We start from the raw sequence: 20,787 nt of genomic DNA, 5'->3' as shown, positions 1-20,787 counted from the left end.
GGAGAAGGGCGCGGATTACCCCGGAGTAATCCGCAAAACGATTAGTGCGGCATCGACCACGACTGCAGCGTGTAACCTTCCTCGCTCAATTCGGCGCGAGCCTGTTCCAGCAGCAGTTCGAGTTGCGCGGGATCGGAATAGGCGCTGCTTGGAATCTGCTTGCGGCCAATGCTGGTGCTGGTGCGGTCGATAACGGTCAGGCTGAGCTCACCATTACCGTCTTGTGGAGCCCAGGCCACGCACTTGAATGGTTTAAATGCGCGGTCGGCAATCAGAAGTGCTTCGTTGATACGCAACGGGGCGTTCATAGGGTCTTCTCTCTGTATGCCCAATCAAGTGATGTGCCGAGGGTTGGGCTTACCGTTCGGCGGGTTACTTGTACTGATGCCCGCAACCGGGGTTCGGGTCACACACAATCAAAAGAAATTTCCACTTTATTTCACAGACTCAAAAATGAGCCTGACATTGAAAGCTGAATGAAAGGAAAGAGTCGTTAGGTGACTAACATATTCGAAACTTATAACTGCTTTTCCAGCACCCCTATAGTCAAACAGTACAAGGCCCTGTCAAATTCTTGCTAATGTTACAGTCAGGTCTGCCAAATGACTGTTTTTAATAAATTTTCGTAAATTTGGCGCCAAGGAACAGTCATGAGCGATGTGCCTGCCTTACGACGTTTGTTAGTGGTGGACCCCTGTGACGATTGCCATCGCCTGCTCCCTGGATTGCGCGCCATCGGTTGGGACGTTGACAGCTGCACGCTGGAGAACGCCATTGACCGAGCCTGTGACGTGGGCTTGCTGCGCTTGCAGCCCTCGCACCTTGAGCACCCGGAGGCTGTCAAGGAATTGATTAGCCGCAGCGGTACCGAGTGGATTGCCGTACTCAATCAGGAAGTATTGCGGCTGCAAAATGTCGGTGACTTTGTCTGTGAATGGTTTTTTGACTTTCATACCTTGCCGTTCGACGTGCACCGGGTTCAGGTGACACTGGGCCGGGCGTTTGGCATGGCGCGGTTGCGCGGGCAGGGTACGGTCCATGTTGACCAGCCCGAGCACGAATTGCTGGGCGACAGCAAACCTGTCCGTGAACTGCGAAAGCTCTTGAGCAAACTGGCCCCGACCGAATCTCCAGTACTGATTCGCGGTGAAAGCGGCACTGGCAAGGAACTGGTCGCACGAACCCTGCATCGTCTGTCCCACCGTCACAGCAAACCCTTTATCGCGATCAATTGTGGGGCGATCCCTGAACACTTGATCCAGTCCGAGCTGTTTGGCCATGAGAAAGGCGCATTTACCGGCGCGCACCAACGCAAGATCGGACGGATAGAAGCCGCCAACGGTGGCACTTTGTTTCTCGATGAGATCGGTGACCTGCCACTGGAGTTGCAGGCCAATCTGTTGCGTTTCCTCCAGGAAAAACACATCGAGCGGGTCGGCGGCAGTCAGCCGATTGAGGTGGATGTTCGGGTTCTGGCGGCGACGAACGTTGACCTGGAAGCCGCCATCGAGAAGAAACGCTTTCGCGAAGACCTGTATTACCGTTTGAACGTACTGCAAGTGGCGACCGTTCCGCTGCGCGAGCGTCATGGCGACCTGGCGGTGCTGGCCAACCACTTCTCCCATTTCTACAGCCATGAAACCGGGCGTCGCCCACGCAGTTTCAGCGACGACGCGTTGATTGCCATGGGCAAACACGACTGGCCAGGCAATGTTCGCGAGTTGGCCAACCGCGTCCGTCGCGGGCTGGTGTTGGCCGAAGGGCGGCAGATCGAGGCCCGTGATCTGGGGTTGATCAGTCAGCATGCGATCGCCGCGCCGATGGGCACCCTCGAAGAATACAAATCCCGGGCCGAACGCCAGGCATTGTGCGATGTATTGAGTCGCCACAGCGATAACCTGAGTGTCGCCGCCAAAGTATTAGGTGTGTCGCGACCGACTTTCTACCGGTTGTTGCACAAGCACCAGATTCGCTGAATCCCGGCCGCAAACCCAAAGCCGTTGCCATTGCAGCGGTTTTTTTGTTCGGGTCAGAAGTAGTAAGGGAGTTTCAGGCTGAACTGGAAGTCCGGGGCGTCGTCCGTCATGCCGATGGACAGGTTGGGCACGATGGTCAGGTTGTCGGTGGCAGCAATGGTCATGCCGATGTTGAAGTAACCGGCGTTGGCATCGCTGGAGACCACCGATTGCCAATCCCCGCCATCTTCCTTGAGCTTGCTTTTGCGTTGCACCAGGTCAGAGACCGAGAACGACATGCTCATCTTTTCGTTCAAGGCGAACGCGATACCGGCGCCAATCTGGAAGCTGTCGCCAATTCGTACTTTGCCCGGTGTCTTGACCGCCGGGTTGGAGCTGATGTCGTCGAAAGACTCTTCCATGTTGTAGGTGTAGGACAGGCTGCCGAACAGCACTGCCGGATCGAACGTCTTGACCAGCGAGATCCCTGGCGTGATCGACCAGACGCCATTACCGGTAGGCAAGGATTCAGGCACGGCCAGGTTTGAGTTATCGGCCACCCGGACCAGCTTGATGCCGAACGGGTCTTTGCCGGTAGGTGCCTTGACGCGCAAGGTCACCACGGCATCCGGCGTGTTGGCCGATTCGTCGAGGAATTTGTAGGCGATACCGAAGTTGACGTCACCTATGGTCGGGTCTTCCTTGACGGTATCTTCGGTCGTGATGTTTGCGGCGCCGCTATTGCCGCCACCGGACTGATACGTGGACTCACGGTAGACCACCGGCACGTTAAGGTCGAACTGCCAGCGATTGTTGAAGTTGTAGCGGCCGGTGAGGTCAAGCGTCCAGGTGTCGGCCTTGATCCGGTCCAGGTTGATGGAGCCCAGGAAGATCGAGTCCAGGGCGAGAAACCCGTTGAGGATCAGTTGGCGGGTATCGTACCGGGAGTAGGTGATCCCGGTTTCGACGCTGAACTTGCCTCCGCCGAAGAACCCGCTGGCCTCGTCATACAGGTTTGAAACGCTTTGCGCCGGTTGCGAGTCACTGACCAGCGATTGTCCATAAGAACTGCCGCTGCCCCCGGCGGCGACCGCTGGATTGCCTTTGAGATCCGCTGGCGACTTGGCCAGGCGTTTGGGTGGGGGCGAAGCGGGCTGCTCTTCGACCTGGCGAACTCGCTGCTCGAGCACCGCCAGGGCCTTTTGCTGGACTTCGTATCGTTGTTTCAACTCCAGAAGCTCTTGTTTGAGCGCTACCAGTTCCGGGTCAGGTGCTGCCTGCAATATCGCTGCCGGGAGTAGAGCACTCAAGCATGCAACTGCACGCAGTGATACTGATCGGTACATGAAATAAACCGTCCATTTGTGCCCAATGGTCCAGACTCAGCGTAGTTCAATACCCCATGGTCCGTAATGCAGCGAGTTGGTTGAGGTTGCACTCCAGTACACCCGCACTCGGGCCATTATTGTTGAGCACCACGTTGAGTTGAGTCATGTTGTCCACAATATTGCTGCTGCCCAGCAACCGGGTGTTTTGCAGCAACCCGCCTTGGGCGACCTGTTGCAGGCTTGTGCCCTGGTTGTTGTTGGCGGTAATGGACATCTGAACACCGCCGCCGGTCGCGGATACGGCGACACTGCCTGCGGCATTGCTGCCGGTAATGGTTTGACCGGCTATCAGCGCCTGGCCCTGGCTCGGCACCAGTGCTGGGGCCGTACTGGCCTCCTTGACGTTGATGGCGATGTTGTTGTTTGCGCTGTTGCCATCGCCTGCGGCCCGTGTGACCTGGGTTATGCCCCGGGAAGTGCTCAGGGCTGCGCCCCCCGTCACGTGGCCGCTGCCCGACCTGGACGAACCGCCATGACCGGATTGCTTGATGGTTGAAACATAGAACTCGGGCTTGACCGTTGCGGCTTGAAGCTGCATCGAGGTGGAGGCTCCGATCAGGTCACCACTGGCATTGCGCCACGTACTGCTCATGACGACACCGAAGCTGATGACCCGCCCCGGCATCACATATCGGCCACGCAACCCGGCCAGTTCCTCGTCCTTGATTTCGATGGGTCTGAACTCATCAGCAAAACCTGAAGTGCTCGCTGCCAGACAGGCAGCGACCACCCAATACGAGGTTTTCATTTGCTGCTCCCGGAGCATCCTGCCCCCTATCATCTTGTTGGCGATTAAAAGAAGTCGCTCTGTATGAAACCAAAATCCATCAATTCAGCATCTTTGACCGGGTTGAAGTTATCCATCTTGTTCTTGGCTGTCAGCGGTTCCGGTGGACTGCGTAACGCGTTGGTTTTGTCGTAACCGGGACCGACGATAGCGAAAATAATGCCATTCCAGCCTTTGACGAAGTCATCATGGGCGTAGCGTTTGTGTCCGAGTACCGGGTCGCCGATATACACCCAGTTCCTGTCCGCCCGCTGCAACACCACGAAGTGCTTGTAGCCGCGAATTTCCATCAGTACCACTACCGGAATCGTCACGGCTTCGAGCCTTTGCGGCGGGATCCTGTAGCCCCGGGCGCGCATGCCGATGCGCTCTATGTAGCGCTTCATGTCCAGCATGGAAAAACCCTGGGTACGCACAAGGTCCTGGTCTGCGGTGACCAGCATGCCTTTGATGATGTGCTCCTCATCGACATCGAGCCAATAGGCCTGGCGCAGTATTGTTGCCAGCGCGGCGGCGCCGCAGCTGAAATCGGTTTTTTGTTCGACGATGTCGCTGAACTTTCGCTCGCGCAAACTCTGTACGTGCTTGTACACCAGCACACCACCCGGCAGGGCGGCGACCGGCATCTGTGCAGCCTGGGTCAGGCCAGACAGGCAGAGCAGGGCGAAAAGGACAGTCTTACGCATGATCGATACGCCTTGGGACTGTGGAAAAAAACCGTCGCCGGAGCTTGCGTTGCCATCGCGATTACTGACAAGACTTGCAGCCCGCGGCGATGGACAGCGAGTTGCTTTGCTGGTTGCCCACGCCAGACGATACGTTGGCTCCGCCGTTACCGGAGAAGTTGTTCATCGAGCCCGTTATCGAAGCATTGTTGGTGACAGGGGGTTTCCAGCCCTCTGGCGTCATCACTTGTTGAGTGGTTACGCCAGACAGACCCAGTACACCTACGGCTACGAAATCAGTCGTATGGGCGTTGTTGGTGACGTTCAGCCCGGACGTGCTTTGGTTGGCCGCCGCCGCAGCTACTGCTACACGACCGCCCGAAACGGCAATCGCCAGGTTGTTTTTCTGTTGGTTGAAGTCGCCGGTGGTCACGTTGATGCCGATGTTGCCGGAACCGCTGTTGCCTGCGTTATTGAGCGTTGTGTTGTTAGTGTTGGAGTTGTTCCTGGCGGTGTTGCCGGTGCTCTTCTGAGTCGCGCTGGAGACGGCGACCGCGGTGCCGAAGATGAAGCTTTCGTCAGCCGTGGCAAGGGCGGCGGCGTTGTCTTGCTGGTTGCCGTTACCGGCTGCAACGTTGGCGCCCATGTTGCCGTTGGAGTTGTTCAGGGAGTCATCGATTCGAGCGTCGTTCGTGGTGTCCCGATTCAATACGCTGCTGCCACTGTTTTTCTGCGAGTCCAGCACGGCGGCCCCGGCACCTGCTGTTATCTGCATGATTTGTTCCAGCGTCGGGCCTTTGGGCTGATGGTTGTTACCTTGTCCATTGCCCTGCTCGTGATCATCAAGACCGCCTGCTTGTGCTGCGAATGCCATCACAGCTGCCAGAGCGAAAGCCAGAGGTTTGAGAGCCGTTGTCGGGTTCATGGTGTTTCTCCGTGCTCATTTGTCTGTCAAGTGTTGGTACTTCCCTGATCGCACTGTATCGGGGGTCAGTCTGCGACCCGGATGCTCAGGGTGTTAGCCATTCGGTTCCCCACCCCGGCACTCTGGTTCACCTGGATCACTCCCCGGCTGCCGGTGAAGGCCTGGTCGCTTGTCACGACCTGGCGACTGCCGTTTGGGGCGCCAGTTGCTCCAGAGTTCGGTAGCAACGCCACGTTCTGTTGAGAAAGCGCACTATCGTCAATGGCTTGCGGTGCAGCGCTGATGCTGACGCGCATGGCGTTGGCCATCTGGTTGTTCGCCCCGACGCCCTGGTTGACGCCCAGCACACCGTTGCCATTACTGAAGGAGGAGCCGCCGACAGTGGCCGTCGCATCCATGGACGGATTGGCGGGCGTGGTGATGTTCTGCTGGACGCTGGTGGTCGCACCCGCCTGGGTACCAATGGCGATCGCGCGGACGTTGGCCTGCTGCTGTCGGTCGCCAGCCGCCTGGTTGACGTTGAAGTTGCCCCGGTATTGGGTACCGGAATCCTGAAGGGTGGCGTTGTTCACCGAACTGACGACCGAATCCGCCATTACGCTGGTGCAACCGAACAGGGCAAGTAGCAGCAGGGATCGACTCATCTCATTGGCCTCCCGCCATTCTGCCCAGTGAGCCGAGGCCGCTGCTCATGGCGCGGTTGATGGTTCCGGAAATCGCGCTGCCGCTGCCACCGCCGTGGCCGACGGACATGCCGGGCAAACCGTTGGGGTTGGTGACGACGTTGAGGCCTTGCATGCCACCCGGGCTTTGACCGTTGTTGTGGCGAAGGGCCGTTCCGGTGGTGACCCCGGCAATGTCGGCGTCGCTGAGTTCGCCGGTGACGCGGGTCGACGGGTTGGCATTGACGGTGTTCGGGTTCGGATCTCTGCCGCCGTTGCGACCGATAGGGGTTGAGTGAATGGTGCGATCAAGCACGATGACGCCGTTGCCTTCGGCTTGAACGGCGAAACTGAGAAACGTGCCTGCAGCGCTTGCGATCAGCAGCAGGCACGTCAAGACTCTTTTATCGAGTATCCCCACGACGCTCTTTCCTTCTCATGTGGGCTGGCTCTGGTCGGTTGTGAGAAGGAGAGAGCGAAAGCTGTGCCGTTTTTTGAATGTCGTGTTGATTCAACGGTTTATTGATGTTGGCCGGATACCCTTTGTCGAGGATGTTTCAACGCTGAGACAAAAAACTGCGCAGGCAGCACGCAAATGCAGATAAAGCGCTCTGGAACAAGGTTTTCAGCGATGCTGTATCAATGACTTAACACATCCGATGATCAAGCGGTGCAGGGCGCTGAAACAGGTCGTTTGAGGCTGGGAGGGTGTTTCAGGAGCGGACACTTTCCCCCGGGACAGGGGGGGGATGGTGGGGAAATTGCCCCAAACGCCCGTCAGGCGCCGAGCAATCGGGTCACGGCGTGCAGTGCCTGGATTCGGCGCTCGGCCCAATCTCCGTGCAGTACTTGAACCGGTTGTGCGTGGCGCTCGAGCCAGGCCAGGGTCTGGTCGAAAAATGCCTGGCGCTCACTCAATCGGGGCTGGCAACGCTGGCCGTCATCCGTCCATTCGACGTGTTCCGGCGACAGCAGCAAGTGCAAGTCGTAATGCCGGGCCAGTAGCGCTTGTTCGATCCAGGAGGGGCAGTCGCCAAACAGGGTTTGGCTCCAGAGAATATTGCTCAGCAGGTGCGTGTCGAGGATGAGCAAAGACGGTTGTTGCACCCGTGCTTCGTCCTCCCATGCCAATTGACCACGGGCGATGTCCGGAATGTCGGCCAAGGTGGTGTCCCGCGGATTCTGCTCGATGAACCAGCGCACATACTCGTCGACCAGAACCCCGCCGAAACGCTGTTGCAACTCGGCCGCCAGCCAGCTTTTACCGCTGGATTCCGGGCCTGTGAGTACCAGGACTTTCATGCGCGCAACGCCGGGTCGGCGCGCCATTCGCGCCAGCCCTGTACGGCGATCACGGTGAACAATCCGTACAGGGTGGCGGTCAGGTACAGGCCTTTATAGATGAACAGCCCGACGAAAATCACATCCAGGGCGATCCACAGCGGCCAGCACTGGAGACGTTTTTGCGCCATCCAGACCTGCGCCACCAGGCTGAACCCGGTCAGTGCCGCATCGAGCCAGGGTTGCGCGGCGTCGGTCCAGTGGGCCATGGCCGCCCCCAGCAACAGGCTGCCGAGTGCGCCAATGGCCAGGCTCAACGCTATGGAGGGGGTATCGAGCCGACTGACTTCGCGGCCATGGGTTGTTTCACCCACCCGTGTCCATTGCCACCAGCCGTAAAGCTGCAGGGCGGCATAGACGACTTGCAGCAACATGTCCGAGTAAAGTTTCACCTCAAAAAAGATCCAGCTATAGAGCAGTACCATGACCAGGCCGATGGGCCAGCACCAGGGGTTCTGTTTGACTGTCAGCCAGACGGCAATGACACCGAGGGCGGCGGCAAACAGTTCAAGCCCGGACATGGAGGCTCCTTGGGAAAATCGAAAAGGGGGCCGATTGTAACCGGATTGGCGTCGGGAATCCCGTGGCGCAGGGTGTGCTTCAATAGCGCGTGATAACGCGGCAGCGCCAATCGGACTTGTCTGATAGGATTTCGGCCCCGCACGGATAAGCCCGGATCAGGATTGTTTTTTTCACAGGATTTTGACGGTTCTGTGGTGATCCTTGATGCGCGGGGAATCAGCTACGCTGATCGCATTTCAAGCTTTGAAAAATACTGACGGGGCATGCCGGCGCGCATAGCCTTTTGGGGGATTGATGGATTTTTGGACTGCCTTTCAGGCATTGATTCTTGGGGTTGTAGAAGGGCTGACAGAATTCCTGCCCATTTCCAGTACCGGCCACCAGATCATCGTGGCCGACCTGCTCGGTTTCGGGGGCGAGCGGGCGATGGCGTTCAACATCATTATCCAGTTGGGTGCCATCCTGGCGGTGGTATGGGAATTTCGACGCAAGATTTTCGACGTGGTCATCGGCCTGCCGACCCAGCCGGGCGCTCGGCGGTTTACCGCGAACCTGTTGATCGCGTTCTTGCCGGCCGTGGTGTTGGGTGTGATCTTCGCCGACCTGATCCACGAATACCTGTTCAATCCGATCACCGTGGCATCGGCGCTGGTCGTGGGCGGGTTCATCATGTTGTGGGCCGAGCGCCGTCAGCACGAAGTCCACGCCGAAACGGTGGATGACATCACCTGGAAAGATGCCCTGAAAGTCGGCTTCGCCCAATGCCTGGCCATGATTCCGGGCACTTCCCGTTCGGGCTCGACGATCATTGGCGGGTTGCTGTTCGGCCTGTCGCGCAAGACCGCTACCGAGTTTTCATTTTTCCTGGCGATGCCGACCATGGTCGGCGCGGCTGTGTACTCGGGCTATAAATACCGTCACCTGTTTGTCCCCTCTGATTTCCCGGTGTTCGCGGTCGGCTTCGTTACGGCGTTCGTCTTCGCGATGATCGCGGTCCGCGGGCTGCTCAAGTTCATCGCCAACCACAGCTATGCGGCGTTTGCCTGGTATCGCATCGTGTTCGGCCTGATCATCCTGGCGACCTGGCAGTTCGGCTGGGTCGACTGGAGCGCGGTCAAGCCGTGAGTGACTCAAGCTCGCGCAATAACCCCGGGCGCCAGCCCGGGGGACAGATCCGCCATCCGCGGCTGAAGTGGCTGGTGTTCGCAATCCTGTGCACATTGCCGCTGTCGGGTTCGGTGTCGTCATGGCTGCACGGGGTGTCGTTGATTCCCTTGGCGGCCTACGGCATCGTCAGCGTCGTGACGTTTTTCCTGTACTGGAGCGACAAGCGCAAGGCCCGCGCCGAGCAATGGCGGACGCCGGAGAATGTCCTGCATGCGCTGGAACTCGCCGGAGGCTGGCCCGGCGCCTTGCTGGCCCAGCAAGCGTTTCGGCACAAGACTCGCAAGGTCTCGTACCAGTTGGTGTTCTGGATCATCGTGCTAATGCACCAGGTGTTCTGGATCGATCACCTGTTCCTCGGTGCACACCTGTTCGCCTTGATCTAATAAAAAACGCCCTAAAGCAACAGGGCGACTTGAGTGCGCTTAGGCAGTTTGCTCACCACCAACTGGTGGGAACGCTGCAGCAATCCCTGTAGTTCTTCGCTACCGAGCGGGTAGGGCGTTTCCATGATGATCCACTGAGCGCGCGCCAGATAAGGCGCCGGATGAATTCCCGGGCGGTCGCAATGACCCAGAAACAGATCCTTGTCGACCTTGAAGGCCAGGGAGTTACCCCGCAGGCCCTGCAAGGCGAACATCTTGTTCCCGGCAATCGAAAATACCCGTACGCCTCCCCATTTATAGTCTTCCCGCGCTCCGGGCAGGGTAAGGCAGAATTTCGCGACATCCTCTTCGCTCATCCGTCCGGCTTTCATAACAATCGTTCCCCACAGGCATTGAATGACTCGACCAGATGGTCAATCCAGGCGCGTACCGCCGGCATGACCCCGCGGCGATGAGGATAGACCGCTTGCAGCCAGCCACCGGGCAGCGACCAGTCGGGCAACAACTGCACCAACGAGCCGTTTTCCAGTTCCTGTTCGCAATACATCATGGGCAGCATCGTAAAGCCCAGGCTGGAGAGGGTGCTGGCCTTGCGCACGATAAAGTCATCGATGCCCAGCCGGGCCTCGAGCGCCAGTTCAAAACTTTTGCCTTTTTGATTCAGCAGGCGGATGTGCACCATTCGGTCGGCTTCCAGGGCGCCGAGCACCGGCAGGCTTTTCAGATCCTCGGGATGGTTGATTTCACGGCCAATGAGGAAGCCGGGACTGGCGACCATCAGCATCTGCGCCTGACGCAGGCGGCGAGTGACCAGCAGCGGATCTTCGTCGCCCAGTTCCCGTACGCGCAGGGCCACGTCGATGCCTTCGTTCACCAGATCGACCCGCCGGTTGAGCAACATCACCTCCAGCTGGACTTGCGGAAAGCGTTCCAGAAAGTCGCTGATCACCCCCGGCAATATTTCATGGGCCAGCCCTACGGGGCAGGACACCCGCAAGCGCCCGCGGGGCTCGCTGGACATGCTGGCCACGGCCTCGTCGGCCATTTCCGCCTCCAGCAGCATGGCCTGGCAGTGCCGGAGGTAACGCTCACCGACGGCAGTCAGCTTCAATTGTCGGGTGGTGCGTTGCAGCAGCCTTGCGCCAAGGCGCTCTTCCAGCTCGGCGATGCGCCGTGACAATCGGGATTTGGGAATGCCCAGCAAACGCCCGGCCGCGGCGAACCCACCGGCTTCCACGACTTTTGCGAAGTAATACAGGTCATTGAGGTCTTGCATGATGTGAATCCGATTGTTCTATCTGTGGGACGAACTATCGCATTGTTACCATCTAATCAGCTATTGGTTTCGTCTGTAGGATTAGTCCCATCAGATCGCCCTTGTGGGCGATCCTCACTTGGAGATCCCACATGAAACTGCTGCATATCGATTCGAGCATTTTGGGCGACAACTCGGCTTCCCGTCAGCTGAGCGGTGAAGTCGTCAAGGCCTGGCAAGCCGCCGAGCCAACCGCCGTGGTGACCTACCGTGACCTGGCCGCCGACGCCATCAGCCACTTCTCCGCCACCACCCTGGTCGCCGCAGGCACCACCGCTGAACTGCGCAACGCCGCACAACAGCACGAAGCCGAACTGAGCGCCTCGACCCTGGCCGAATTCCTGGCTGCCGATGCCGTGGTGATTGCCGCACCGATGTACAACTTCACCATCCCGACTCAACTCAAAGCCTGGATCGACCGCATCGCGGTTGCCGGCCAGACCTTCCGTTACACCGAAGCCGGCCCTGAAGGCCTGTGCGGTGGCAAGAAAGTCGTGATCGTTTCGACCTCCGGCGGCATGCACGCCGGTCAGGCAACCGGTGTTGCCCACGAAGAGTATTTGAAAGTGTTGTTCGGCTTCATCGGCATCACCGACATCGAAATCGTCCGCGCCGAGGGCCTGGCTTACGGTGACGACGTGCGCAACAAAGCCATGAGCGCTGCTCACGCGCAGATCAGCGAGCAGTTGTTCGCCGCTGCGTAAGGCTTGCGTAAAAGTAGGCAACCGTTCAGGTAAAGCCAAAAAAACTCTGTATTCTGGTTACGCAAGTACCAGGTACGGAGTTTTTTGTTTCTGGTCGTTTCAGATTGTGGCCCGACTTATGCTATCCAGGGTGTACGTCTCAAGTCCGGTAACAAAGTGGGGCATCCATGATGCGTCTTTGTGCAGCTTTACTGATTTGCCTGCTCAGCAGCCTGAATACAGTGCACGCCGCGCCTGCACCGCATCCTCACTGGAGCGTCGGTTTCCATGAGATGACTTTCCTCGACCCGCTGGACCTGCAGCCGATGCGCGCCATCGCCTTCTATCCTTCCAGTGATCGGGAGCACACCAGCAAGCTCGAGGGTTACACGGTCGAAGCCGGGGAGGACACCAAGGTCGCCATCGGCCGGTTCCCGATGCTGATGCTGTCCCACGGAAACACCGGCACCCCGTTGGCCCTGCACGACCTTGCCACGTCCCTGGCGCGCAAAGGCTTTGTGGTGGTGGCGGTGATTCACCCCGGTGACAACTCCAGAGACCACAGCCGACTCGGTACTTTGAGTAACCTGTACGGCCGTCCGATCCAGATTTCCGAAGCCATTACCGCGACCTTGGGCGACCCCATGCTGTCGCCGTTCGTCAATGCCGACCAGGTAGGGGTCATCGGTTACTCGGCCGGTGGCGAGACTGCATTGATTCTGTCCGGTGCGACCCCGGACCTGGATCGCCTGCGCCGCTACTGCCAGGAGCGCCCGGATGACCGCGATGCCTGCAACACCCATGGCGAATTGATTGTCGACCGCGACGACCTGCAACCGGTGGCCGATTCTCGTGTCCACGCCTTGATGCTGATGGCGCCGTTGAGCCTGAAGTTCGGCCGCCATACCCTGGCCGATGTGCATGTGCCGGTGCTGCTTTACAGCGGCGATGGCGACAAACTGGTGGCTGTCGACAAGAACGCCGCGGCGCTGGCGCGCAAACTGCCGACGGCGCCTGACTTCAAGTTATTGGCCGGGGCAGGGCACTTCGTCTTCATGGCGCCGTGCAATGACGAGCAGATCGTGGTCATGCCCGCGCTGTGCACCGATGCCGATGGCGTCGATCGGCAGGGCATTCACCGCAATCTGATCTCTGAAGCCGGAAGATTCTTCTCGCGCACCCTGGGCAGGGCGACCCGGGCGGGGATGCAGACGGCTGATCAGTAAGTTTGCTCGACCCTCTGTGGGAGCGGGCTTGCTCCCACATTAAGCCATTGCCCGGCGCTTGAGCAGCAGGGTCAGCCCCAGGCCCGTCACCGACAACAACGCCGCACTGAAGAAAATCCACACATAACCCAGGTTCAACGCCACGGCGCCCATCAACGGGCCGGCGATGGCCAGCGCCAGGTCGAAAAACACTGCATAAGCACTCAGGCCCGCGCCCCGGCTGGAGTTGGGTACCTGCTTGATGGCCTCGACACCCAGCGCCGGATACACCAGGGACAGGCCGAATCCGGTCAGGCCGGCGCCAATGAGCGCATACCCGGTTGAAGGTGCCAGCCACAGCAGCACCAGGCCAACTGTCTCAATGCACATGCACGCGATGGCCGAGGTGAAGCCGCCAAAACGGCTGATGGCGGAAATGAACAGCAGCCTCGACAGAATGAAACACACGCCAAACACGGTCAGGCAGTAGGCCGCGCCGGTCCAGCCGCGATTGACGTAATACAGGGTGATAAAGGTCGTCAGGGTGCCGTAGCCAATGGACGCCAGGCTCAGGCTCGCACCAAACGGCGCAATGCGTCCGAACACTGACCAAAACGGCAGGCGCTCACCGCGTACCACGGGTACCGAGGGCTTGTTACGAATCAGCAACAGCGCGGCCAGGGCCAGCAGCGACAGGGCGATGCCCAGACTGGCGAAGCCGAGTTGTTTCACCATCACCACGCCCAGCGGTGCACCAATGGCAATCGCCCCATAGGACGCGATGCCGTTCCAGGAAATCGACCGCGCGGTATGCTCGGCACCGACCTGGCCCATGCACCAACTGATGGTGCCGACGCCGATCAACCCTTGGGCGATCCCCAGCAACAGGCGCCCGGCGATCAGGATCAGCAGACTGAGCAAGGGAAAGCCCTGCAACAGGGTCGACAGCAAGGTCAGCACGCCACTGAGCACAATCCCGGACAAGCCATAGATGATTGCGCGCTTGGTGCCGACGCTGTCCGACATCCGCCCGGCCATGGGCCGACTGAGCAAGGTGGCGAGGTATTGCGAGCCGATGGTCAGCCCGGCGACGATGGCGCTGAACCCGAGTTGTTCGTGGACATAACCCGGCAACACCGCAATCGGCAGTCCGATGCAGAGGAAGGCAATAAAGGTATAGAAGACGATGGAAACGATCTGCAGGGTGATCGCCATTGAGCTTTGCGGTGGCACTTGCTGCGCAGACATGAGGGCTCGTTCGCGGGCTGCGGTGGGAGACCTGCATCATGGCGCGGGACAGTGATAAAAGGAAGCAGGCTAACTACTTTTGCCGTGACATTATCGCTGTTTCTCACGGCCTCATCGCGAGCAAGCTCGCTCCCACATTTTGGAATGCATTCCCCCTGTGGGAGCGAGCTTGCTCGCGATGATTTATGCACCAACAAGAAACCTTGGCCCGGAATGCAAAAAGCCCCGTCACAAAGGACAGGGCTCTTAACTTGAAGTTAGTGGCTAAAGGCTTGTAGCTGCCCTTAGAACACCACACCCTGGCTACGCAGGTAGTCGTCGTAGGTACCGCTGAAGTCGGTCACGCCGTTAGGGCTCAACTCGATGATGCGGGTGGCCAGGGACGAAACGAACTCACGGTCGTGGCTGACGAAGATCAGCGTGCCCGGGTAGTTTTCCAGCGCCAGGTTCAGCGCTTCGATCGATTCCATGTCCAGGTGGTTGGTCGGTTCGTCCATCACCAGTACGTTCGGCTTTTGCAGGATCAGCTTGCCGAACAGCATGCGACCTTGCTCACCACCGGAGATGACCTTGACCGACTTGAGGATCTCGTCGTTGGAGAACAGCATGCGGCCCAGGGTGCCACGGATGATCTGCTCGCCCTGAGTCCACTGGCCCATCCAGTCGAACAGGCTGACGTCGTCTTCGAAGTCATGGGCGTGGTCCTGGGCGTAGTAGCCCAGCTCCGCGCTTTCGGTCCATTTCACGGAACCGGCGTCCGGGGTCAGCTCGCCCATCAGGGTGCGCAGCAGGGTGGTCTTGCCGATACCGTTCGGGCCGATGATCGCCAGGCGCTCGCCGGCTTCGACGGTGAAGCTGAAGTTCTTGAACAGGGTCTTGCCGTCGAAGCCCTTGGACATCTGCTCGATGGTCACGGCTTGGCGGTGCAGCTTCTTGGTCTGTTCGAAACGGATGAACGGGCTCACGCGGCTCGATGGCTTGACTTCGGCCAGCTGGATCTTGTCGATCTGCTTGGCGCGGGAGGTAGCCTGCTTGGCTTTCGAGGCGTTGGCCGAGAAGCGGCTGACGAACGTCTGCAGTTCGGAGATCTGGGCTTTCTTCTTGGCGTTGTCCGACAGCAACTGCTCGCGGGACTGGGTGGCCGCGGTCATGTACTCGTCATAGTTGCCCGGGAACAAGCGCAACTCACCGTAGTCCAGGTCAGCCATGTGGGTGCAGACGCTGTTCAGGAAGTGACGGTCGTGGGAAATGATGATCATGGTGCTGTTACGCGCCTTGAGAATCGTTTCCAGCCAGCGAATGGTGTTGATATCCAGGTGGTTGGTCGGTTCGTCGAGCAGCAGTACTTCCGGATCGGAGAACAGTGCCTGGGCCAGCAATACCCGCAGTTTCCAGCCTGGAGCTACTTCGGACATCGGGCCGAAATGCTGTTCCAGGGGAATACCCAGGCCCAGCAGCAGTTCGCCGGCGCGGGATTCGGCGGTGTAGCCGTCCATTTCAGCGAACTCGGTTTCCAGCTCGGCCACGGCCATGCCGTCTTCTTCGCTCATTTCCGGCAGCGAGTAGATGCGGTCGCGTTCGGCCTTGACCTTCCACAGCTCTTCGTGACCCATGATCACGGTGTCGATCACGGTGAATTCTTCGTAGGCGAACTGGTCCTGGCGCAATTTACCCAGGCGCACGTTCGGCTCGAGCATGACCTGGCCACCGGAAGGCTCAAGGTCATCGCCCAGAATCTTCATGAAGGTCGACTTGCCGCAACCGTTGGCACCGATCAAGCCATAACGGTTGCCGCCGTTGAATTTGACCGAAACGTTTTCGAAGAGCGGCTTGGCGCCGAACTGCATCGTGATGTTAGCTGTGGAGATCAATTACCTTACCTATCAATGGTTTAGAGCTGGTGTTTTTTGCCTGATACCGATTCGATACCAATCTGGAGCGTTTCCAGCTCCCCCAGTCTGAGCTTGAGTTGAGCCAACGCGCATAGACCGTCAGCAACATTTGGACGCTATGGCCAAGCTGCTGAGCGATGAATGCGGGGTTCAGGTTGGACTTTGAGCATATTGTCGCATAAGTATGACGGCAGTTGTACGGCGGGCGACAAGGCATCTCAGCCCGTTCAGAAGTGGCGCCGGTATTGGTGCGCTCCTTCGGCTACACACGCTGCAACGAACGCCCGATGTCAACCTGGCGCCTCATCAGGCCATTGGGATGCCTTCGCAGCGCGGCCATCCCGGATGGGCCAGGTTCGCTGGAAAATGCGAAGCCTGGCCATTTCATTGTGCTGGACAGCCGCAAATGATACGGAACGGGACTTTACCGATGATCGGTTTCGCCCTGATTTACCGGTGGGTGATTGGCGGACCTGACCGGAGCTTTTTTAAAGCTCCTGCGTGGTACAAGTTGCTGTCCTTGGGAGGGATAGTCGATGGAGTTTTTTCGCAAGCGTTGAGCCGTATTTCGAGCAGTTTTTTTCAATCAGCATCCACGAAGCGTAACCCAGTATGCAGCAGATGATCATTGCACTTATCTGATTGAATATAAGGCCTTGCTCTGGAAAAGAGGCTGCAAGAATCTGTTGGACGGGGAAACCCCAAAGATAGATCCCGTAGGATATATCAGATTTCATTTTTAGTTTGATCGTGAAGGCGAGGCTTGAAAGGTAAAGTATTGAAATAAATAGTGCGGAATAAAACAGGTAGGGGACAACTGAGGAGTTGTTTATCAGAAAATAGAGGATCCACAATCCCGAAACGATGTGAAGGTTTATATGTATATGGTCTTTAAGCAGGGAAAGGATTGCACCAGCAGCAAAGCACGGAGCTAGCATGACAGCCAATTTGGAAGAAGGCAGGAATGAAAGTTTAAGGTACTCTGGCAGAAAAGGAGTGGCGGCAATAATCAAGAATATTGAAGTTGCAATCCATTTGCTTTTGGACACTCCCAGCATGAAGAACGCGAGAAGCGCCGTATAAGCCGCTATTTCATAGGGTATTGTCCATAGCGAACCATTGACCGCAGACTTGAAGTGATTTGATTCAAACACTCCTGGAAGTGTATGAGTAATGGACATCGTAATGTTGTTGGTTACATATTTAAGCGTGGCAGGGTCTTGAAAATATTGATCGATTGGCAGGGTGGTAGCTATTGGCCCTATTATCGTCGCGGTAACCACTACTGTGAATATCAGGGCCGGCCAGATGCGGAACGCTCTGGCTATAATAAAGTCTATGGGAGACCGCTTTGAAAGGAGACTGTTAGTGACGACCAGTCCACTAAGAAAGAAAAAAATATTTACCGCGAGTGATCCTGAGTAATCGAATTTAAGAAGTCGGGCAATGAAGTCTGTTTCTGCACTACTGTGGGGGACGAGAGCATAGGCATGACCATAAATAACCATACACGCGGCTATAACACGGAAAATATCGAGATTATTATTATCCCTGCTCAGCAAGGTAGAGAGCTTCATTTTTTTTTGTCCTGCTCACGCTGTTGGTCGATTTTTATTCGAGATTGTATGCATTTTGTATGATATTGCTAATTTTTTGCCTGGCGGATGGAGTTCGAGTTGGATGTTTTCATCGAATTTTCCGTTAACTCTAAATGAATCCTGGGGAGTTGACGCTTTGCTCGCGGAGCGAAAGCCAGGATTTTCCAGTTCATCTCGATCCTTTACAATCAGGCAGTGAGGCCACTGCGACGGGTTAGCCGCGACAGGCACAAATTTTCACAGATGATAGCTAACAATTGGTTACAAATGGTGGCTAAAATGCCATCTTTCACCTTTGCCGACATTCGGCAGGGCTCAAGGACGGACGCCGGACCGCTGTATCGTTTTCAGACGCTGCACAAGGCCCTGGACCGTTGACCTGCAGGGTCGAGCAATTTGTTCACTTCTGATGTGTGACGATTTCCGTGAAACTGATCATTGCCGTTATCTACGTTGTCTCTATCGCGTATGTCCACCTGCGTGGCCGAGTTCGCCACAAGCTGGGGCGCCAGTTGAGTGATCACTCGACGTTTCTGGCGCCGATCAACTGCTTTCTTTATCTGTTTTCGAAAATCCCCAACAAACCGTATCTCGAGCCGGCTGACTTTCCCGACCTGAGCCCGCTGCAGGCGCATTGGGAAGAAATTCGTGCCGAAGGCCAGAACTTGCTTCACGCCGGCGAGATCAAGCGTTCGAACCAGTACGACGACGTCGGTTTCAACTCGTTCTTCAAGACTGGCTGGAAGCGCTTTTATCTGAAGTGGTACGGCGATAGCCACCCTTCGGCCATGAAGCTCTGCCCGCGCACCACCGAACTGGTGCAGGGCATTGGCTCAATCAAGGCGGCGATGTTCGCCGAGTTGCCACCGGGCTCCAGACTGGTGCGCCACCGCGACCCGTATGCCGGTTCGTACCGTTATCACCTCGGACTGGACACACCCAACGCTGAAGGTTGCTACATCAATGTCGATGGCCAGAACTACCATTGGCGTGATGGCGAAGCGGTGATATTCGATGAGACTTACATTCATTACGCAGAGAACACCACGCCGCACAATCGCATTATCTTGTTCTGCGACGTCGAGCGGCCGATGAAGTACCGGTGGGCAGCGGCATTCAATCGCTGGTTCAGCCGCACTGTCATGTCGGCGGCAGGTGCACCGAACGAGGACGGAGACCGGACCGGCGGGCTCAACCGACTGTTCAGCAAGGTCTACAAGGTTCGCCTGCGCGCCAAGGAACTGAAAAAGCGCAACCGCAAGCTTTACTACCTCCAGAAGTGGTCGATCTTTGCCGGGGTGCTGGCGGTCTTCATCCTGATTTGAGAGGAGTGTTCGCTCCGGCGATGAGGCCGGAACATTCAGCCTGTTACATCTTGCCGGGGAGTTTTTGGTTAACAAATCCGAACCTCGGGCGTAGCGTGGTATCGAAGTCCTTATCCACGCGGACGCAGAGAGGCACCCCATGAACCGATACGTGTTTGGCGCCATTGCGCTGGCCTTGAGCGGCGTGCTGGGCCCTTTGGTCCAGGCTGATGTCTCTGTTGCGTTGCAATTGGCCCAGAACCTGCCTGGCAGCACCAACAGCAACCCTTACAACAGTCCGATTCGCCGGGCCAACCCCAACAGCATGCAAGGCACTCAACCCAGCGCCCCGGCCATACGCGGCCCCAATACCGTGCCGGTCCCGCGCCCGCCGACGCTGGACAACGGAGGCATCGGTAATCGCTACCCCGACCGGACAGCGCCCGCCGGCCCACCGAAATTCATTCCCAATCCCCCCTCTAGAGACACCGGTAGCAGCAACCGTTGAGTGGCAGGCATGACCTCTGGCCGCTACTTTTCAGCAAGCCTCATTTTCATCGGAAAAGGAATCCTGCATGTTGCGTAAAAACCTTTTGGCAACGCTCTGTGCCAGCGTATTGATCAGCGCCACTGTCCCTGTGCTTGCCGCGCAGTCCCGGACGATGAAAAGCGAAGACGGCACCCTTGAGGTCACTCCCATCGTGACGGGGCTGGAGTACCCCTGGGCCCTGGCATTCTTGCCGGACAGCAAAAACATGTTGGTGACCGAACGGCCCGGCAATCTGCGGCTGGTGACCGCCGACGGCAAACTGTCGGCACCGCTCAATGGCGTACCCAGGGTCTGGGCCAAAGGGCAGGGTGGATTGCTCGACGTGGCGCTGTCGCCGGATTTCAGACAGGACCGGATGGTCTATCTGTCCTATGCCGAAGGTGACGGTAAAGGAGACAAGGCCGGCACTGCGGTGGGCCGCGGCCGGCTCTCCGACGATATGACGGCGCTCAAGGATTTCCAGGTGATCCTGCGTCAGGAACCCAAGCTCTCGGTCGGCAACCATTTTGGCTCGCGGCTGGTGTTCGATCGCGACGGCTATCTGTTCGTGACCCTGGGGGAAAACAATGACCGTCCGACCGCCCAGGACCTCGACAAGCTGCAAGGCAAGGTGGTGCGAATCTACCCGGACGGCACGGTGCCCAAGGACAACCCCTTTGTCGGCCAGGCCAACGTGCGCCCGGAGATCTGGTCCTACGGGCAGCGTAACCCTCAAGGCGCGGCGCTCAACCCGTGGAACGGCACGCTGTGGGAAAACGAACACGGCCCTCTGGGCGGCGATGAAGTCAACATCATCGAGCGCGGCAAGAATTACGGCTGGCCGCTGGCCACCCATGGCATCAACTACTCCGGTCAACCGATACCCGAAGCCAAGGGTGAGACCGTCGAAGGCACCGTCGCCCCGAACCACGTCTGGGAAAAATCCCCGGGCCTGAGTGGCATGGCGTTCTACGATGCCGATCGTTTCAAAGTCTGGCAGCGCAATGTGTTTATCGGTGCGTTGATCAGCCAGGAACTGATCCGCCTGGAGTTCGATGGCGACAAGGTGATACACGAAGAGCGCTTGCTCGGGGATCTGAAAAAACGCATCCGCGATGTGCGGCAGGGGCCGGACGGCTATTTGTATGTTTTGACCGATGAGGAGAGCGGCGAGTTGTACAAGGTGGGTTTGAAATAACCTGCCATTGGCGAGTTCTG

Annotated in this window: 22 protein-coding genes and 1 pseudogene; 8 read left to right on the top strand and 15 right to left on the bottom strand. The window is 57.9% G+C overall.

All coding sequences use genetic code 11. From position 1 onward, the window contains the following. Nucleotides 1-41: 41 nt before the first annotated feature. Nucleotides 42-308, bottom strand: a complete 267-nt coding sequence (locus tag PMI34_RS02310) for a hypothetical protein (RefSeq protein WP_007970062.1) — start codon at nt 306-308, stop codon at nt 42-44. A gap of 342 nt (nt 309-650) precedes the next feature. Between PMI34_RS02310 and PMI34_RS02315 the strand changes: the two genes are divergently transcribed. Continuing rightward, a complete protein-coding gene (locus PMI34_RS02315) occupies nt 651-1,976 on the top strand; it encodes a sigma-54 dependent transcriptional regulator (RefSeq protein WP_008053729.1) in 1,326 nt (441 codons plus the stop codon). A 53-nt stretch (nt 1,977-2,029) separates the two neighbouring features. On the opposite strand, the gene PMI34_RS02320 is transcribed toward PMI34_RS02315, so the two are convergent. The 8 genes from PMI34_RS02320 to pnuC form a co-directional block, all read right to left on the bottom strand. Next, nucleotides 2,030-3,301, bottom strand: coding sequence for a transporter (locus PMI34_RS02320; RefSeq protein ID WP_008053728.1), 1,272 nt, complete (start codon nt 3,299-3,301; stop codon nt 2,030-2,032). A 46-nt stretch (nt 3,302-3,347) separates the two neighbouring features. Continuing rightward, on the bottom strand, nt 3,348-4,109 hold the full coding sequence (locus PMI34_RS02325; RefSeq protein ID WP_008053726.1) for a hypothetical protein: 762 nt from the start codon (nt 4,107-4,109) through the stop codon (nt 3,348-3,350). A 26-nt stretch (nt 4,110-4,135) separates the two neighbouring features. Then, the gene (locus PMI34_RS02330; RefSeq protein ID WP_008053725.1) at nt 4,136-4,816 is read right to left on the bottom strand and encodes a C39 family peptidase; all 681 of its coding nucleotides are present in this window, start codon (nt 4,814-4,816) and stop codon (nt 4,136-4,138) included. 61 nt (nt 4,817-4,877) lie between these two features. Beyond that, entirely contained in the window at nt 4,878-5,720 is an 843-nt protein-coding gene (locus PMI34_RS02335; RefSeq protein WP_008053723.1) for a hypothetical protein, read from the bottom strand. A 65-nt stretch (nt 5,721-5,785) separates the two neighbouring features. Continuing rightward, a complete protein-coding gene (locus tag PMI34_RS02340) occupies nt 5,786-6,364 on the bottom strand; it encodes a hypothetical protein (RefSeq protein ID WP_008053721.1) in 579 nt (192 codons plus the stop codon). 1 nt (nt 6,365) lies between these two features. Next, nucleotides 6,366-6,803: a hypothetical protein gene (locus tag PMI34_RS02345; protein WP_008053717.1), complete on the bottom strand. Its 438-nt coding sequence runs from the start codon at nt 6,801-6,803 to the stop codon at nt 6,366-6,368. Between the two features lie 356 nt (nt 6,804-7,159). Then, nucleotides 7,160-7,684 (bottom strand): AAA family ATPase, encoded by a 525-nt coding sequence (locus PMI34_RS02350; RefSeq protein WP_008053716.1) that lies wholly within the window; start codon nt 7,682-7,684, stop codon nt 7,160-7,162. After that, nucleotides 7,681-8,244, bottom strand: a complete 564-nt coding sequence (gene pnuC / locus PMI34_RS02355; RefSeq protein WP_008053715.1) for a nicotinamide riboside transporter PnuC — start codon at nt 8,242-8,244, stop codon at nt 7,681-7,683. Before pnuC ends, PMI34_RS02350 begins: the two co-directional genes overlap by 4 nt. Nucleotides 8,245-8,539: 295 nt before the next feature. Between pnuC and PMI34_RS02360 the strand changes: the two genes are divergently transcribed. Together PMI34_RS02360 and PMI34_RS02365 are read left to right on the top strand one after the other, a co-directional pair. Next, on the top strand, nt 8,540-9,370 hold the full coding sequence (locus PMI34_RS02360; RefSeq protein ID WP_008053714.1) for an undecaprenyl-diphosphate phosphatase: 831 nt from the start codon (nt 8,540-8,542) through the stop codon (nt 9,368-9,370). Next, a complete protein-coding gene (locus PMI34_RS02365; RefSeq protein ID WP_008053713.1) occupies nt 9,367-9,795 on the top strand; it encodes a DUF1294 domain-containing protein in 429 nt (142 codons plus the stop codon). The genes PMI34_RS02360 and PMI34_RS02365 overlap by 4 nt, the downstream gene beginning before the upstream one ends. An 11-nt stretch (nt 9,796-9,806) precedes the next feature. Here the strand turns inward: PMI34_RS02365 and PMI34_RS02370 are convergent, their stop codons facing one another. Next, nucleotides 9,807-10,166 (bottom strand): MmcQ/YjbR family DNA-binding protein, encoded by a 360-nt coding sequence (locus PMI34_RS02370; RefSeq protein WP_008053712.1) that lies wholly within the window; start codon nt 10,164-10,166, stop codon nt 9,807-9,809. Continuing rightward, nucleotides 10,163-11,071, bottom strand: coding sequence for a LysR substrate-binding domain-containing protein (locus PMI34_RS02375; protein ID WP_008053711.1), 909 nt, complete (start codon nt 11,069-11,071; stop codon nt 10,163-10,165). Before PMI34_RS02375 ends, PMI34_RS02370 begins: the two co-directional genes overlap by 4 nt. Before the next feature lie 131 nt (nt 11,072-11,202). On the opposite strand from PMI34_RS02375, the gene PMI34_RS02380 reads away from it, so the two are divergent. Both PMI34_RS02380 and PMI34_RS02385 read left to right on the top strand, forming a co-directional pair. After that, on the top strand, nt 11,203-11,814 hold the full coding sequence (locus PMI34_RS02380; RefSeq protein ID WP_008053706.1) for an FMN-dependent NADH-azoreductase: 612 nt from the start codon (nt 11,203-11,205) through the stop codon (nt 11,812-11,814). A gap of 167 nt (nt 11,815-11,981) precedes the next feature. Then, the gene (locus tag PMI34_RS02385) at nt 11,982-13,019 is read left to right on the top strand and encodes an alpha/beta hydrolase family protein (protein ID WP_008053705.1); all 1,038 of its coding nucleotides are present in this window, start codon (nt 11,982-11,984) and stop codon (nt 13,017-13,019) included. Between the two features lie 39 nt (nt 13,020-13,058). Here the strand turns inward: PMI34_RS02385 and PMI34_RS02390 are convergent, their stop codons facing one another. The 4 genes and pseudogenes from PMI34_RS02390 to PMI34_RS02400 form a co-directional block, all read right to left on the bottom strand. Continuing rightward, on the bottom strand, nt 13,059-14,246 hold the full coding sequence (locus PMI34_RS02390; RefSeq protein WP_008053704.1) for an MFS transporter: 1,188 nt from the start codon (nt 14,244-14,246) through the stop codon (nt 13,059-13,061). Nucleotides 14,247-14,530: 284 nt separating this feature from the next. After that, nucleotides 14,531-16,117 carry an ABC-F family ATPase gene (locus tag PMI34_RS02395; protein ID WP_008053703.1) on the bottom strand — a complete coding sequence of 529 codons (1,587 nt, stop codon included), beginning with the start codon at nt 16,115-16,117 and terminating at the stop codon, nt 14,531-14,533. Between the two features lie 20 nt (nt 16,118-16,137). Then, nucleotides 16,138-16,346: pseudogene (locus PMI34_RS29455) on the bottom strand (site-specific integrase); the annotation flags it as partial. A gap of 280 nt (nt 16,347-16,626) precedes the next feature. After that, nucleotides 16,627-17,715 (bottom strand): acyltransferase family protein, encoded by a 1,089-nt coding sequence (locus PMI34_RS02400; RefSeq protein ID WP_008053702.1) that lies wholly within the window; start codon nt 17,713-17,715, stop codon nt 16,627-16,629. 446 nt (nt 17,716-18,161) lie between these two features. Here PMI34_RS02400 and lpxO point away from each other — a divergent pair, with 446 nt between their 5' ends. The 3 genes from lpxO (at nt 18,162) to PMI34_RS02415 (ending at nt 20,767) form a co-directional block, all read left to right on the top strand. Further along, complete coding sequence (lpxO, locus tag PMI34_RS02405; RefSeq protein WP_008053701.1) at nt 18,162-19,061, top strand: lipid A hydroxylase LpxO; 900 nt, start codon at nt 18,162-18,164, stop codon at nt 19,059-19,061. 139 nt (nt 19,062-19,200) lie between these two features. After that, entirely contained in the window at nt 19,201-19,548 is a 348-nt protein-coding gene (locus tag PMI34_RS02410; RefSeq protein WP_008053700.1) for a hypothetical protein, read from the top strand. Between the two features lie 67 nt (nt 19,549-19,615). Beyond that, nucleotides 19,616-20,767 carry a PQQ-dependent sugar dehydrogenase gene (locus tag PMI34_RS02415; protein WP_008053698.1) on the top strand — a complete coding sequence of 384 codons (1,152 nt, stop codon included), beginning with the start codon at nt 19,616-19,618 and terminating at the stop codon, nt 20,765-20,767. Nucleotides 20,768-20,787 lie beyond the last annotated feature (20 nt).

Source organism: Pseudomonas sp. GM74, assembly GCF_000282455.1.
Taxonomy (GTDB): Bacteria; Pseudomonadota; Gammaproteobacteria; order Pseudomonadales; family Pseudomonadaceae; genus Aquipseudomonas.
Note: the sequence above shows the minus strand (reverse complement) of the source record. Positions and strands in the feature narration are given on the sequence as shown.

What these genes read in the sequence shown, in the direction of transcription:
- PMI34_RS02350 (WP_008053716.1), bottom strand. Translation starts at nt 7,684, where the DNA reads ATGAAAGTCCTGGTACTCACAGGCCCGGAATCCAGCGGTAAAAGCTGG.
- PMI34_RS02315 (WP_008053729.1), top strand. Translation starts at nt 651, where the DNA reads ATGAGCGATGTGCCTGCCTTACGACGTTTGTTAGTGGTGGACCCCTGT.
- PMI34_RS02385 (WP_008053705.1), top strand. Translation starts at nt 11,982, where the DNA reads ATGATGCGTCTTTGTGCAGCTTTACTGATTTGCCTGCTCAGCAGCCTG.
- PMI34_RS02325 (WP_008053726.1), bottom strand. Translation starts at nt 4,109, where the DNA reads ATGCTCCGGGAGCAGCAAATGAAAACCTCGTATTGGGTGGTCGCTGCC.
- PMI34_RS02410 (WP_008053700.1), top strand. Translation starts at nt 19,201, where the DNA reads ATGAACCGATACGTGTTTGGCGCCATTGCGCTGGCCTTGAGCGGCGTG.
- PMI34_RS02330 (WP_008053725.1), bottom strand. Translation starts at nt 4,816, where the DNA reads ATGCGTAAGACTGTCCTTTTCGCCCTGCTCTGCCTGTCTGGCCTGACC.
- PMI34_RS02375 (WP_008053711.1), bottom strand. Translation starts at nt 11,071, where the DNA reads ATGCAAGACCTCAATGACCTGTATTACTTCGCAAAAGTCGTGGAAGCC.
- PMI34_RS02360 (WP_008053714.1), top strand. Translation starts at nt 8,540, where the DNA reads ATGGATTTTTGGACTGCCTTTCAGGCATTGATTCTTGGGGTTGTAGAA.
- pnuC (WP_008053715.1), bottom strand. Translation starts at nt 8,244, where the DNA reads ATGTCCGGGCTTGAACTGTTTGCCGCCGCCCTCGGTGTCATTGCCGTC.
- PMI34_RS02400 (WP_008053702.1), bottom strand. Translation starts at nt 17,715, where the DNA reads ATGAAGCTCTCTACCTTGCTGAGCAGGGATAATAATAATCTCGATATT.
- PMI34_RS02390 (WP_008053704.1), bottom strand. Translation starts at nt 14,246, where the DNA reads ATGTCTGCGCAGCAAGTGCCACCGCAAAGCTCAATGGCGATCACCCTG.
- PMI34_RS02310 (WP_007970062.1), bottom strand. Translation starts at nt 308, where the DNA reads ATGAACGCCCCGTTGCGTATCAACGAAGCACTTCTGATTGCCGACCGC.
- PMI34_RS02370 (WP_008053712.1), bottom strand. Translation starts at nt 10,166, where the DNA reads ATGAAAGCCGGACGGATGAGCGAAGAGGATGTCGCGAAATTCTGCCTT.
- PMI34_RS02380 (WP_008053706.1), top strand. Translation starts at nt 11,203, where the DNA reads ATGAAACTGCTGCATATCGATTCGAGCATTTTGGGCGACAACTCGGCT.
- PMI34_RS02335 (WP_008053723.1), bottom strand. Translation starts at nt 5,720, where the DNA reads ATGAACCCGACAACGGCTCTCAAACCTCTGGCTTTCGCTCTGGCAGCT.
- PMI34_RS02415 (WP_008053698.1), top strand. Translation starts at nt 19,616, where the DNA reads ATGTTGCGTAAAAACCTTTTGGCAACGCTCTGTGCCAGCGTATTGATC.
- PMI34_RS02340 (WP_008053721.1), bottom strand. Translation starts at nt 6,364, where the DNA reads ATGAGTCGATCCCTGCTGCTACTTGCCCTGTTCGGTTGCACCAGCGTA.
- PMI34_RS02320 (WP_008053728.1), bottom strand. Translation starts at nt 3,301, where the DNA reads ATGTACCGATCAGTATCACTGCGTGCAGTTGCATGCTTGAGTGCTCTA.